General features: G+C 53.4%; 13 protein-coding genes and 1 pseudogene. 5 read left to right on the top strand and 9 right to left on the bottom strand.

What is annotated here, in order from left to right:
• Positions 1-68: 68 nt before the first annotated feature.
• Genes ACH0WD_RS17155 through ACH0WD_RS17145 form a run of 3 tightly spaced genes read left to right on the top strand, consistent with a single transcriptional unit; the run spans position 69 to position 1,977 of the window.
• Complete coding sequence (locus tag ACH0WD_RS17155; RefSeq protein WP_000529099.1) at positions 69-776, top strand: Bax inhibitor-1 family protein; 708 nt, start codon at positions 69-71, stop codon at positions 774-776.
• Positions 777-800: 24 nt separating this feature from the next.
• The gene (locus ACH0WD_RS17150; RefSeq protein ID WP_077905766.1) at positions 801-1,409 is read left to right on the top strand and encodes a hypothetical protein; all 609 of its coding nucleotides are present in this window, start codon (positions 801-803) and stop codon (positions 1,407-1,409) included.
• Positions 1,410-1,416: 7 nt separating this feature from the next.
• Positions 1,417-1,977 (top strand): membrane protein, encoded by a 561-nt coding sequence (locus ACH0WD_RS17145; protein ID WP_001052198.1) that lies wholly within the window; start codon positions 1,417-1,419, stop codon positions 1,975-1,977.
• A 2-nt stretch (positions 1,978-1,979) separates the two neighbouring features.
• Here the strand turns inward: ACH0WD_RS17145 and ACH0WD_RS17140 are convergent, their stop codons facing one another.
• Genes ACH0WD_RS17140 through ACH0WD_RS17130 form a run of 3 tightly spaced genes read right to left on the bottom strand, consistent with a single transcriptional unit; the run spans position 1,980 to position 4,938 of the window.
• Positions 1,980-2,942: a YbhN family protein gene (locus tag ACH0WD_RS17140; RefSeq protein WP_001129827.1), complete on the bottom strand. Its 963-nt coding sequence runs from the start codon at positions 2,940-2,942 to the stop codon at positions 1,980-1,982.
• Positions 2,942-4,183: a cardiolipin synthase ClsB gene (gene clsB / locus ACH0WD_RS17135; protein ID WP_000649639.1), complete on the bottom strand. Its 1,242-nt coding sequence runs from the start codon at positions 4,181-4,183 to the stop codon at positions 2,942-2,944. The genes ACH0WD_RS17140 and clsB overlap by 1 nt, the downstream gene beginning before the upstream one ends.
• The gene (locus tag ACH0WD_RS17130) at positions 4,180-4,938 is read right to left on the bottom strand and encodes an endonuclease/exonuclease/phosphatase family protein (protein ID WP_000192039.1); all 759 of its coding nucleotides are present in this window, start codon (positions 4,936-4,938) and stop codon (positions 4,180-4,182) included. Before ACH0WD_RS17130 ends, clsB begins: the two co-directional genes overlap by 4 nt.
• 132 nt (positions 4,939-5,070) lie before the next feature.
• Here ACH0WD_RS17130 and ACH0WD_RS17125 point away from each other — a divergent pair, with 132 nt between their 5' ends.
• A complete protein-coding gene (locus ACH0WD_RS17125; protein WP_000871970.1) occupies positions 5,071-5,481 on the top strand; it encodes a YbhQ family protein in 411 nt (136 codons plus the stop codon).
• Here ACH0WD_RS17125 and ACH0WD_RS17120 read toward each other — a convergent pair.
• The 5 genes from ACH0WD_RS17120 to cecR form a co-directional block, all read right to left on the bottom strand.
• Positions 5,443-6,549, bottom strand: coding sequence for an ABC transporter permease (locus ACH0WD_RS17120; RefSeq protein WP_000469050.1), 1,107 nt, complete (start codon positions 6,547-6,549; stop codon positions 5,443-5,445). The genes ACH0WD_RS17125 and ACH0WD_RS17120 overlap by 39 nt on opposite strands.
• A 115-nt stretch (positions 6,550-6,664) precedes the next feature.
• On the bottom strand, positions 6,665-7,795 hold the full coding sequence (locus ACH0WD_RS17115) for an ABC transporter permease (RefSeq protein ID WP_000045762.1): 1,131 nt from the start codon (positions 7,793-7,795) through the stop codon (positions 6,665-6,667).
• Positions 7,788-9,524 (bottom strand): ATP-binding cassette domain-containing protein, encoded by a 1,737-nt coding sequence (locus ACH0WD_RS17110; RefSeq protein WP_001287616.1) that lies wholly within the window; start codon positions 9,522-9,524, stop codon positions 7,788-7,790. Before ACH0WD_RS17110 ends, ACH0WD_RS17115 begins: the two co-directional genes overlap by 8 nt.
• On the bottom strand, positions 9,517-10,512 hold the full coding sequence (gene hlyD / locus ACH0WD_RS17105; RefSeq protein ID WP_000743436.1) for a secretion protein HlyD: 996 nt from the start codon (positions 10,510-10,512) through the stop codon (positions 9,517-9,519). Before hlyD ends, ACH0WD_RS17110 begins: the two co-directional genes overlap by 8 nt.
• On the bottom strand, positions 10,512-11,186 hold the full coding sequence (cecR, locus tag ACH0WD_RS17100; RefSeq protein WP_001025254.1) for a transcriptional regulator CecR: 675 nt from the start codon (positions 11,184-11,186) through the stop codon (positions 10,512-10,514). Before cecR ends, hlyD begins: the two co-directional genes overlap by 1 nt.
• A 229-nt stretch (positions 11,187-11,415) precedes the next feature.
• On the opposite strand from cecR, the gene rhlE reads away from it, so the two are divergent.
• Positions 11,416-12,777 carry an ATP-dependent RNA helicase RhlE gene (gene rhlE / locus ACH0WD_RS17095; RefSeq protein ID WP_000007064.1) on the top strand — a complete coding sequence of 454 codons (1,362 nt, stop codon included), beginning with the start codon at positions 11,416-11,418 and terminating at the stop codon, positions 12,775-12,777.
• Between the two features lie 81 nt (positions 12,778-12,858).
• On the opposite strand, the pseudogene ACH0WD_RS17090 reads toward rhlE, so the two are convergent.
• Positions 12,859-12,966: pseudogene (locus tag ACH0WD_RS17090) on the bottom strand (IS110 family transposase); the annotation flags it as partial.

The raw sequence follows: 12,966 nt of genomic DNA, 5'->3' as shown, positions 1-12,966 counted from the left end.
TCTTAGAAATGTTTTCCTGCGCTTGCCATTCTTATCACCGCGATCATGTGAAGAGTGATAAATGACAAGTGGGACCTCTGACTGCAATACGTATACGGCAAATAGCATTTATTCCCGCGACAATGTTATCCCTTACCTATTGGTATACTGCGTTGGGACTATGGTGTACCGCCGGCATTATATGGTTAACGTTGTATACTCATTTTTTGATAACTCACGTTCAACCTGTTGTTGTTTTGTGGATATCAGCACTTTTGCTTGGCCTGGGGTATGGGACCATTACCTGTCTTTCCCGCTTTGGCACTGTTGTCGCAACGTTGATATATATTGCCATCATTACGCTTACCGGCGTGTCATTAGCTTACCTTTTCTCAGGTGGCGCGACTATTTTCGTGATTGTTGGAATCATGTTTAGTCTTAATGCCTTATTTATTTTCTACCTGAATATCAGTTCTGGTCTATTCAGGCCGTTAATTTTTATGGCGGTAAGCGGGATCATCGCTGCGATAGTTGTCAATAGCCTGGTGGCCAGTAGCACTATGGTCTGGATAGTCAGTATGCTGACGGTATTGGTATGGACATTGATTACAGCACTAGAAAAATCGACACTTCATGGTTATGCCCGCATGTTATACCACAGCGAGTTTTCATCCCTGTCTCGTTGCGCTTTACCTGGCGCGCTGACGCTTTACCTTGGCATTATTAATGCTGTGGTTACGCTGTGTCGTTATATCATTTTGATGATTCTGGAAATACTATTATCTTTCAGGCCGTAGGCGTTGCAGGTTTTTTTAGTCAGGTTGGTGATGATGGGTATAATGAGTAAATTATGTGGCAAACAATTTTGGTTAGCGTTTTGTGAAGCTAAAGACGCCACTCGCGCCATTAAAAATGGCGGCGAGGATTTTAATAAGAAATGCCCGCCAGCGCTGATTTCTCATTTCATTACCGGATTGTCATGGGAACATTCATTACCCAATCCTGCGCCTGTTTGCGCGTTTAGTTTTATGCTTCTTGTGGGAGGTGTGTGTAGTGCGCATTTTGCTTTCGATAAGTTTATCCTGTATTGGCCGCTAAATATAATCATTTATTTTGGCAGTGCTATAGGTATGATGCTATGTGTTATGGCTGAGGTATGGCTTATTGCCAAGGGGTTTATCCTGGGGTTGCGCCTCTGCGTTTTACTGTTTTTATTAAATATTATGCTCTGCGGTACTGGATTATTTGACGTGTTGTGCCATCAAAATAGCGAACTAAAGAGTGATCTGGTTATCGCGATTATTATGGTTGTGCTTTGCCGCTGGGTGATGAATGGCGAAACGTTTACGATGATGATTCGTTTCTGCCTGGGGCGTCGATTAGTGCGAGTTGCATTACAAGAATATCTCACCTCACAGACAAGGAAATGATAAGCCCATGAACCTGATGACGTGGCTAACAGGAAAAACACTGGCGGAGCTGGTGAAAAAAGGGCAGTTGATCCCGCCAGAAATTAAGTTACCTGTGTATCCGGCCAGCCACTACAAAAAAAACTGGTATGAACAAGGTATTCCTCACGGAGGCGTTATTGGGCTTACGGCGATCATGATGACCATGACATGGATCGTCAGTATAAACATGGTTATTGCGCAGTTTGAGCTGCACAATAAAAAGCATCTGGAGCTGGTCTTCTTCCTGGCCGTGGGCTATATCGCTTTTCTTACCCCGTCAAATCAGCTCCTGCTTAAAGGAAGAATGAGCGGGGTCATTATTTACCGCTATGCGCTATTGCTGGTCATTATTTCCGTTACGTTGGCAACGTTCTGTACCCTGTCATCAGTATTCATGGGCGAGTTTCACGAAGTGCTCCTGCTGCTGTTTAGCTGGTCATTGCTGCTTTTTTCCCGCTTACAGATGAATACGTCTTTTTTCTCAGCATATGTTTATTTTTACCGGATAAAACGCGTTGTGCTGGAAAGCGAAAACGCGTCTGCTTAAATTTATTTCGCCATCGCCCGCTCGTTTTTCGCCCGCAGCTTCTTCGCCCGGCTCTCCAGGATCAGATAGCACACCAGCGCCAGCAACAGGGGAATAAAATAGTAAAGCACACGGTACGCGAGCAGGGCGGCGATAATCGTGCCTTGCGACGTATGTTCGCCCGCCAGCAACGCGAGGAATACGGCCTCCAGTACGCCGATGCCTGCCGGAATATGCACGATGACGCCCGCGATACTGCTCACCAGCAGTACGCCCAGCACAAAGAAATAGTTCACATCCTGACCCATCAGCAGCCAGATAATGGCGCCCATCGCCATCCAGTTCGCGCTGGAGATCGCCATCTGCGCCAGCGCGAATTTCCATGACGGCAGCACCAGTTTCTGCCCTTTAATCGTCATATGCCGCCGCTTCGCAAAGGCGCAAAACCACAGATAGACCGCGATAATCAACAATAAAACGATACCGAGAATACGTAGCGTGCCTTCATCGATATACCAGTGGTCGGGAAGCTGGACAATGCCGAAGGTAAAAATGATGCCGCCAAGCAGAATATAGCCCAGCCAGTTAGTGGTAATGCTGAGTGAGAAAATGCGCGTGATAGTACTGCCGGGCAACCCGAGGCGAGAGTATAGTCGGTAACGCATCCCGATCCCGCCGACCCAGGTGCTGAGCGTCAGGTTAAAGGCATAGCAGACGAACGATACCAACATCACCTGTCGCTTCGCCAGCTTATGGCCGCAATAAAGCCGTCCAAGCAGGTCGTAGCAGCCGTACAGAAGATAGCTAACGATCACCAGTCCCACAGCGCTTAAAAGCGCCGTGCGGTTATAGTCGCGGATGACGGTCCAGACATCGCCCCAGTCGACCTTTCTAGCATAAACCACCAGCAGAACGACGACCGCAATAAAAAACAGCCAGGTCAGCACTTTTTTAGCCAGCCGCCAGCGCGGATGCGATTTAGCCATTAGGGCTTCACTCCTGTATTTTCTGGATCAACGCGATCCTGGGTTTCCATTTCTGGCTGGGCAGGCGGGGGAACCTGCGCCAGATGCGGGGTATGCGCAGGTAGCCAGCCGACCAGCGCCGGGAAATGACGTAAAAAGTGGAACGCCAGCACGCTTTTGGTCAGGTTCCACCAGGTGCGTTTCGGCAGCATAGACTCATCGACCTGCTTACAATCATTCACGATGATGCCTTGTAAATTATCGCGCAGGGTCTGGTTAAAGGTACGATCGTGAATGATCAGGTTAGCTTCAAGGTTAAGCGACAGGCTGAGCGGATCGAGATTACTCGACCCTACCGTGGCCCAGTGATCGTCCATCAGCGCCACCTTGCCATGCAGCGGACGGCGTCGGTATTCATAAACCTGCACGCCGCCCTTCACCAGATAGTTATAGAGCAACCGCGCGCCGACTTTGACTATCGGCATGTCTGGTTCCCCCTGGACAATCAGTTTTACGCTCACGCCACGGCGGGCGGCTTTACGCATTGCGTGGAGCAAGCGATAGCCAGGGAAAAAATAGGCGTTAGCGATAATCACTTCACGCTTTGCCTGGGTCAACATTTTCAGATAATGACGTTCGATATCGTCGCGGTGCTCTTCATTATCCCGCCAGACAAACAGCGCCTGCGCTTCGCCGGGGTGACGGTTTTCTTCGGCCTGATGATGGCGCTTCCACCAGCGGCGCGCGGGGCTTTGCCCCGGCAGATTCTCGACTTCGAATTGCAGGATATCGGCCACAACAGGCCCTTCGACCCGTACCGCGTAGTCTTGTTTCGCCTGCGGGCCGTAATCCGACATATGTTCGGCGGAGTAGTTAATGCCGCCGACAAAAGCAATACGATCATCAATCACCACAATTTTGCGGTGCATTCGGCGGAAGATATTGGTTCGCAATCCCAGTAGACGCGGGCGGGGGTCGTAATAGCGGAAAATCACGCCCGCCGAGGTTAATTCGCCGACAAACGCGTCGCTGAGATCGGGAGAGCCGTAGCCGTCGAGTAATACTTCGGCTTTTACGCCGCGCTGTGCGGCTTTTAGCAGAGCGGCATGGAGTTTTTTACCCACCTCATCTTCAAACAAGATAAAGGTTTCCAGAATGATTTTTTGCTGTGCCTGAGCGATAGCCTCAAACACGGCAGGATAGAACTGGTCGCCGTTTTCCAGTAGCTGAATTTGATTACCTTCACGCCAGCCGCATTTCATAGATGGATCTCCGCGCTAAGGGGGGCATGGTCTGATAAATGTCGCCAGTTCCGCAGCGGTAGCGCCGTAGGAGAACTGGCGTTCGCATTCTTGACGTAAATACGATCGAGTCGCAGCAGCGGCATACTCACCGGGAATGTGCGCGCCGGTCGGCCATGGGCACGGGTGAATATTTCCTCCAGCCCGGCCGCGTTTAACGGCGGGCCGGCCTTTTGCCGCCAGTCATTAAAGTCTCCGGCCACCAGCACCGGTTCTGATTCCGGCAAGGCATTCACCCATCCCGCCAGCATGGTTAACTGCGCCTGGCGGTGGCTCTCCCGCAGGCCGAGATGTACGCACATGACGTGGATAGGGCGGTTGAGCATGGGCGGCGTAATGCGGCAATAGAGCACGCCGCGTTTTTCGCTACCGCCGACCGAGACGTCGCGATTTTCATAATGTTCAATGGGATAGCGAGAAAGAACCGCGTTACCGTGGTGGCCTTCCGGATAGACCGCATTGCGGCCATAGGCGAAATCGCTCCACATGGTGTCGGCCAAAAATTCATAGTGGGTAGTGTCCGGCCAGTTTTCGATATGCAGCGGATGTACTTCATGCGCGCCCATTACTTCTTGCAGACAGACGATATCGGCGCCGACCGTTCTGACGGCGTCGCGTAGCTCCGGCAGGATGAAGCGTTTATTAAAGGCGGTAAAACCTTTGTGCGTATTAATTGTGAGCACTTTGAATGAAAAATTTCGCGTGTGTTGAGTCATTTTCTTCCTGTCCGCGTCACTATCCTGATTGAAATAGTGTAGTCGTCGTCACAAAAAGATGCGGTCTTACGGAATTTTCCGTAAAGTTCGGTACTCTGAATAATGAGAGAAAAATGCTTCAGGAGAAAAGCCATGAAGTGGCAACAACGCGTTCGTGTCGCAACCGGCCTCGGTTGTTGGCAGATTATGTTGCATTTACTGGTAGTGGCGATGCTGGTAATAGGCTGGATGAGCGGCACATTAGTGCGCGTCGGCCTGGGATTATGCGTGCTTTATGGCGTGACGGTACTGCTGATGCTGGCGTTGCAGCGCCATCATGAGCAACGCTGGCGCGATGTGGCGGATGTGCTGGAAGAGCTGACTACCACCTGGTACTTCGGCACCGCGCTGATTGTCCTCTGGCTGCTATCCCGCGTATTGCAAAACAATGTCTTGCTGGCGCTGGCGGGGCTGGCTATCCTGGCCGGGCCCGCCGTAGTTTCGCTACTGGCGAAAGATAAAAAGCTACATCACTTTGCGTCTAAACATCGCATACGCCGCTGAACCCGTGGTGGCCGCTATCACCAGTAGCGGCCACAAACTTCCCCAGACAATTCCCAGACTCGCATCCTTAAGATAAATTTGCTTGGTAATATCAGTAAAGTGGCGGATAGGATTTATCCACGTCAGGTTTTGCAGCCAGACCGGCATATTTTCCACTGGCGAGACATAACCCGAGAGCAAAATCGCCGGCATCATAAAGACAAAGACGCCGATAAACGCCTGCTGTTGCGTGGCGCAAAGCGATGATATCAGCAAGCCAAAGCCTACCAGCGACAGCCCGTAAATCACCATCGTGAAATAAAACAGCGCTAACGAACCGGCGAAGGGAATTTGGTATGCCCAAATGCCGATAGCCAGCACGATCGTGGCCTGGAAGGTCGCGACAATCAGCGCCGGCACCGCTTTACCAACGAAAATCTGCCAGGTGGTGAGCGGAGAGACCAGCAGCTGATCCAGAGTGCCTTGTTCACGCTCGCGGGCGACGGACAGCGAAGTGACGATCATCACGCCAATAGTGGTGATCATGGCGATCAGCGAGGGCACCACAAACCACTTGTAGTCCAGATTCGGGTTATACCAGTTGCGTACCACCAGTTCGCTATTGTTGGGCTTTGGCTTGCCGTCCATCAATGTCTGCTGATACTCCTTGACGATCTGTTGCAGATAATTGGCGGCGATTTGCGCGCTGTTGGAGTTACGTCCATCAAGAATGAGTTGCATCGGCGCAGGCTGGAAGGTATCCAGATTCCGCGAGAAATCCGCCGGGAAGCGCACCAGCAGCAGCGCTTTTTGCGTATCGATAGTCGGCTGGATCTCCTGCGGACTGTTCAGCAATAGCACATGGGTAAACGCTTTCGCGCGGGCAAAGCGCTGGGTAAGTTCTACCGAATGTTTGCCGTTATCTTCGTTATAGATGGCGATAGTCGCGTTAGTGACTTCAAGCGTCGCGGCGAACGGAAACAGGATGACCTGAATCAGCACCGGCAGAATCAGGATCGCGCGCGTTTGCGGTTCGCGTAAAAGCGATTGCAGTTCTTTGCGAATTAACGTCCATAAACGATGAAACATGTCCGTCCTCTCAGTCCAGTTTGTAGGCCTGATAAGCAAAGCGCATCAGGCATAATGCCGGATGGCGGCGTGAACGCCTTATCCGGCCTACGACGACAATTATCCATACACATATTTAATCCAGCCGTCGTTTGGTTTTTAGCCACGTCAGGCCAATAAACATCACCGCCGAGGCGATTAAAAACAGTACGTTAACGCCTAACACGACCGGAATATTGCCGGCCAGAAACAGACTTTGCAGGGTGCTAACAAAATAGCGCGCCGGAATAATATAGGTCACCGCGCGGATCACCGCAGGCATACTGTCTATCTGGAAGATAAACCCGGACAGCATAATTGAGGGCAAAAAGGCGGCGTTCAGCGCCACCTGCGCGGCGTTAAACTGGTTGCGAGTGATGGTGGAAATCAACAGCCCCATCCCCAGCGTACTCAGTAAAAACAGACTGGTGATGATAAACAGAATCACCAGCGAACCGCGATACGGCACGCCGAGAATAAACACCGATACCAGCATACAGAGCAGCATCGCCAGCATACCGAGAAAGTAATAGGGAATAAGCTTACACAGCAGCAGTTCAACACGCGTCACTTCGGTTGAGAGCAGCGCCTCCATCGTGCCGCGCTCCCATTCGCGGGCAACGACCAGCGAGGTGAGGATTGCGCCAATTACCGTCATGATAATGGTCACCGCCCCGGGAATGATAAAATGCTGACTGATCGCCGCCGGGTTAAACCAGTAGCGCGTCTGGACGTCGATGAGCGGTTCAAAGGTGTCGCCGCGATCTTCCGCCCGCTGCTGTTGCCAGATTTGCCAGATGCCTTCCACATAGCCCTGAACGAAGTTGGCGGTGTTTGGCTCGCTGCCGTCGGTAATCACCTGAATCGGCGCGCTGTCACCGGCGCGCGCCATTTGCTGCGCGAAATCCACCGGAATCACCACCAGTCCGCGAATGCGTCCGGCCTGCATTTTTTCAATTAATTCATGGCGATTATCGCTAATGGTCGCGTCGATATAGGGTGAACCGGTCATCGCATGAGTGAAATCCAGCGCCTCCTGGCTTTGTTGTTCAAGCAGAATCCCCACCCGCAGCTTGCTGGAGTCGAGGTTAATGCCGTAACCAAAAATAAACAGCAACAGCAGCGGGATCACCACCGCAATCAGCCAGCTACTGGGATCGCGCACGATCTGGCGCGTCTCTTTGACGCACAACGCACGCACGCGGCGCCAGGAGAGAGACTTACTCATGCGTATGCTCCTTATCCCAGTCATTGATGAGAGTGATAAAGGCCTGCTCCATCGTCGGATCGGCCTGTTGCTCATCGGCGGCCTGCGCTTTGAGATCGTCCGGCGTACCGCTGGCGATAAGCTTCCCGCGATAAACCAGTCCGATGCGATCGCAATATTCCGCTTCATCCATAAAGTGGGTCGTCACCATTACCGTGACCCCTTTTTCCACCATGCTATTAATGTGCAGCCAAAATTCACGACGGGTGAGGGGATCAACCCCGGACGTTGGTTCATCAAGGAATAAAATATCCGGTTCGTGCATCAGCGAGCAGGCCAGCGCCAGTCGCTGTTTAAAGCCCAGCGGCAGCGCATCGGTGGGATGCGACGCGATGCTTTTCAGACCAAACGCTTCACTCATGCGCTGAATTTTTTCATTTTGCGCGCGGCCCCGCAAACCGTAGACGCCGGAGAAAAAACGCAGGTTCTGCTCAACCGTCAGGTTGCCGTAAAGCGAAAATTTTTGCGCCATATAGCCCAGATGCTGACGGGCTTTGCCGGAGCTGACTTTCAGATCCATATCCAGCACCAGCGCCTTGCCGGACGTCGGCACCAGCAGGCCGCACATCATTTTAAAGGTGGTTGATTTACCCGCGCCGTTCGGGCCGAGCAGGCCAAAAATCTCGCCGCGCTGTACGACGAAATTAACATGGTCCGTGGCCGCGAAATCGCCAAATTTTTTCGTCAGTTCCTGCGCTTCAATCACCGTTTCGCCGGCAGTGCCTTCAACCGTATGCAGGATTGAACCCAGCGGAGACTCCGAGGTTCCCGCTCCGCCAAGCAGATCGATAAACGCATCTTCGAAGCGCGGCGCGGTCTCATTGAGGGTGATTTCCGGCATCCCTTCGGCCTGGCGAATATCTGCTGCGGTCGCCTCTTTTTTCAGGATCAGGCGTACCGAACGTCCCTGAATCATGCCGTCGCTCACCTGCGGCAGTCTGAGCGCTCTCTGTAGCAACTTACGGTTGTTTTCCTGTGGACTGCTCATCAGAAAGCTACGTCCGGCCATCGTTTGCGTCAGCGCTTTAGGTTCGCCCTGATAGAGCAGCTCGCCTTCATTCATCAGCAGCACATCGCGACACTGTTCGGCTTCATCCAGATAGGAGGTGCTCCATAAAATCAGCATCCCGTCGCCCGCCAGTTCGTGAACCATTTGCCACAACTCGCGCCGTGAAATCGGGTCAACGCCAACGCCCGGTTCATCCAACAGCAGCACTTTCGGTTCGCCGACCAGCGTACAGGCCAGCCCCAGTTTTTGCTTCATCCCGCCGGACAATTTCCCCGCCAGACGGCCAGTGAACGGGCCGAGGGCGGTAAATTCCAACAAACGGGCAAAGGTCTTTTCCCGTATCTCGCCGGTAACGCTGCGTAAATCGGCATAGAGATTAAGGTTCTCCATGACGGTAAGATCTTCATACAGACCAAATTTCTGCGGCATATAGCCCAGAACCGCGTGCAGCTCGCTGTCGTTTTGTATCGGGTCGAAGCCTAATACTGACGCGCTGCCGCCATCGGCTTTGAGCAGGCCCGCCAGCATACGCATCAGCGTGGTTTTTCCTGCGCCGTCCGGCCCTACCAGCCCGGTGACATAACCGGAATGAATGGTACAGTCGAGCGGCGCGACGGCGGGTTTATCCATTCCCGCAAAGCGCTTCGTCAGACCGTGCAGCGTAATAACGGCCTCACTCATGCCGTGCCTCGTCATTAAATTTCACCGTGACTGGCATCCCCTGGCGTAACGCATCGTCCGCATCGGTGACGATAATGCGCAGGCGATAGACGAGATCGGTACGCAGATCCGGCGTTTCGACGGTTTTCGGCGTAAATTCCGCGGTGGGCGAAACGAAACCAATCTTGCCGTGGTAAGGTTTGTCAGGACGACCGTCGGTATACAACAGAATGTCGCGCCCCGGTTGCGTCTGACTGAGGTTGCGTTCATCGACATAGGCGCGCACCCAGACGGGGCGGGTCAGCGAGAGCGTTAATACCGTGCTGCCGGCGTTCAGCATACTGCCAGGCTCGACCGCGCGGGTGAGCAAGGTTCCGTTGGCAGGCGCGATAAGCGTAGTGTCCTGCAAATCAAGCTGCGCCTGCGCCAGTTGGGCCTTTGCCTGTTCCAGGCTGGCTTTCGCCTGGGCGATATCCTGTTCACGATTACCGGTACGGTACTGGCTCAGTTTATCCTGCGCGGACTTCAGCGTCGCCTGCGCCTGATCGCGCGATGAGCGGGCGTTTTCCAGATCGTTAGCGGAAATGGTGCGGCTTTTCCACAATCCTTGCTGACGGTTATAAAAGTTTTGCGCGTAGTCATAAGCGGCTTGCGCCTGTCTGACGGCGGCGGCGGCCTGGGCTATCTCTTCATCGCGATAGCCTGCCAGCATCAAATCATATTGCGCCTGCGCGACCGACACGCCAGCTTTCGCCTGCATTAGCGCGTTTTCGTATGGCGCGTGATCCAGTTCGCCGAGCACCTGTCCGGCTTTGATAGTATCGCCTTCATCAACATTCAGCGACGCCAGCCTGCCGCCGACGCGAAAGCTGATATTGACGGTACGGATATCGACATTACCGTATAGCGTCAGCCCATCGTCCTGCCGACTTTGATACCACCAGGTTCCACCGGCAATCACAGCGACGATCGCTGCGATTGCCAGTCCGATAACGACAGGTTTTTTCATCAGTCCAGACTCCTTTGCGTTAAACCGTGCAGAATAAGATCGATGTGGCAGGTTACCGTCTGGTAAATCAGCTCCGCTTTTTCTTCATCAAACTGCGGCCAGCCGGTACGTAACAGAATAGTTTCTTTGCCGAGACGGAACGCCAGCACTTCGCCCAGTAAGGCATGGGTATGCAAAATCATGCGCGTATCATTGGCGTCGCAGCCGGTATAAGCGGCAACCAATCTTGTCAGATGGGTATGCAACGGATCGATAACCTGTTCATGAACCAATTGATAGGCCGACGTGGGAGAGAGCTGCTCGCGTGAAATAAATTTGCTCAGGTTAACGGTGTCTTCCTGCGTCAGCAGCATAATCATGTTCTTGCAGGCGAGCAGAATGAGCTCGCGTATGGCGTCCCGGTCAGGGGCAGGCTGGCTAAACAGACGTTCCGCTTTTTCAGCATGGGGGCGAAATTTTTCGCCAAGAAAATCGGCAATCCACTGGGCGCAGGCGAGGTATAAATCCTCTTTTGAGCCGAAATAGTAAGTAATAGCGGCAATATTTTGCCCCGCCAGCGCGGCGATATCGCGCGTGGTGGCATGGAGTCCATACTCGCCAAACTGCGCCAGCGCGGCGGCAATGAGCTGACTTTTCGCCTGCTCGCCCTTGGTGGTCGTGGTGGGAATATTCATCACACGTCCTAATTTTTAATCAATCGATTGATTAAGACTATGACTCATAATGGCACTTGTCCAGTGTGGTCGATTAATTTGTCTTTGCTACCTTCCGGGATAATTTATGCGCCGCATCACAAAAACTGCTACACTCCGCCCCTTCATGACATTGTGGTTTTTGTCATTCCAAATTTGAGCATCTCCCTGAAAACTACACCGGCAACGGTCGGGGCGGTCCGGAGTAGTTATGTCTTTTGATTCCCTGGGATTAAACCCTGATATCCTGCGCGCCATTGCCGAGCAGGGTTACCGTGAACCTACCCCTATTCAGCAACAGGCGATTCCCGCCGTGCTGGAAGGCCGCGATCTGATGGCCAGCGCCCAGACCGGAACCGGTAAAACGGCGGGTTTTACCCTGCCATTATTGCAGCACCTGATTACCCATCAGCCGCATGCTAAAGGTCGTCGCCCGGTGCGTGCGTTGATCCTCACGCCAACCCGCGAGCTGGCGGCGCAAATTGGCGAAAACGTCAGAGATTACAGTAAATATCTCAACATTCGCTCGCTGGTGGTATTTGGCGGCGTAAGCATCAATCCGCAGATGATGAAACTGCGCGGCGGCGTGGATGTGCTGGTGGCGACGCCGGGACGTCTGCTCGACCTGGAACATCAAAATGCCGTGAAGCTGGATCAGATTGAGATTCTGGTACTGGATGAAGCCGACCGTATGCTGGATATGGGCTTCATTCACGACATTCGTCGCGTGCTGGCGAAACTGCCGGCGAAGCGTCAGAATCTGCTGTTCTCCGCCACGTTCTCCGACGACATCAAAGCGCTTGCCGAAAAGCTGTTACGCAACCCGCTGGAAATCGAAGTGGCGCGCCGCAACACGGCCTCAGAGCAGGTGACGCAGCACGTGCACTTTGTCGATAAAAAACGCAAACGTGAACTGTTGTCGCAGATGATTGGCCAGGGCAACTGGCAGCAGGTGTTGGTCTTCACCCGCACCAAGCATGGCGCGAACCATCTGGCGGAACAGCTTAATAAAGACGGTATTCGCAGCGCGGCGATCCACGGTAATAAATCGCAGGGCGCACGTACCCGCGCGCTGGCCGATTTTAAATCCGGCGATATTCGCGTGCTGGTAGCGACGGATATTGCGGCGCGTGGTCTGGATATTGAAGAGCTGCCGCACGTGGTCAACTATGAACTGCCGAACGTGCCGGAAGATTATGTACACCGTATTGGCCGTACCGGTCGCGCGGCGGCAACTGGCGAGGCGCTGTCGCTGGTCTGTGTTGACGAGCATAAACTGTTGCGTGATATCGAAAAATTGCTGAAAAAAGAGATCCCACGCATTACGACGCCGGGCTATGAGCCGGACCCGTCGATTAAAGCGGAGCCGATTCAGAACGGTCGTCAGCAGCGCGGCGGCGGCGGTCGTGGACGCGGACAAAATCAGGGGGGAGCGGGGCGCAATCAGCAGCCGCGACGTCAGGATAGCGGGGCGGCGAAGGCGAAACCAAAACCGCGCACAGGCGAGGGGAAACCCGCGGGCGACAAAGCACGTCCGCCGCGTCGCCCGCGCAGAATCACGCCTGCCCAGTAAATTTTATCCGGCAACATGCCCGGTAGTGCGACGCTTACCGGGCCTACGGACTATGCAAATACGTAGCTACCGTCTTGAACGTCAAGCGGTAGCTACATAATTTTCATCCCACGGAAGCCGCGTTTTCAACACGCCGAAGCATAAATGTACCAGTTTGCGCATCACAGCTCCCAGCGCGGCTTTCTTCGC

Source organism: Salmonella sp. 2020_1395 (genome assembly GCF_043848115.1).
Lineage (GTDB): Bacteria > Pseudomonadota > Gammaproteobacteria > Enterobacterales > Enterobacteriaceae > Salmonella > Salmonella enterica.
This window is presented reverse-complemented; position numbering and strand designations above follow the sequence as displayed.